This is a genomic window from Bradyrhizobium sp. CFUWI, assembly GCF_056429085.1.
On the sequence record NZ_JBWJZE010000260.1, the window covers coordinates 1 to 413 of the forward strand.

Genomic DNA, 413 nt, shown 5'->3' on the forward strand with positions numbered 1-413 from the left:
ATTTCCCCGTCTTCCTCCATCCCGAGACGCGCGAGGAATACGCGCTGGCGCGCACCGAGCGCAAGAGCGGGCGCGGCTACCGCGGCTTCGTGGTGGACACGGCCCCGGACGTGACGCTGGAGCAGGATCTCTCCCGCCGCGACCTGACCATCAACGCCATGGCGGTGCGCGGGGACGATCCCGCGAACTGGGAGCTCGTGGACCCCTACGGCGGCGCGCGCGACCTGCAGGCCCGCCTGCTGCGCCACGTGACCGACGCCTTCCGCGAAGACCCGGTGCGCATCCTGCGCGTGGCGCGCTTCGCGGCGCGCTTCACCGACTTCTCCGTCGCCCCCGAGACCATGGCGCTCATGCGCGAGATGGTCGAGGCCGGCGAGGCCGCCGACCTGGTGCCCGAGCGCGTCTGGCAGGAG

General features: G+C 72.6%; 1 pseudogene. It reads left to right on the forward strand.

Annotation, left to right across the window (positions count from 1 at the left end):
• Positions 1 to 413 (forward strand): annotated as a pseudogene (locus AC066S_RS39710) (CCA tRNA nucleotidyltransferase); the annotation flags it as partial.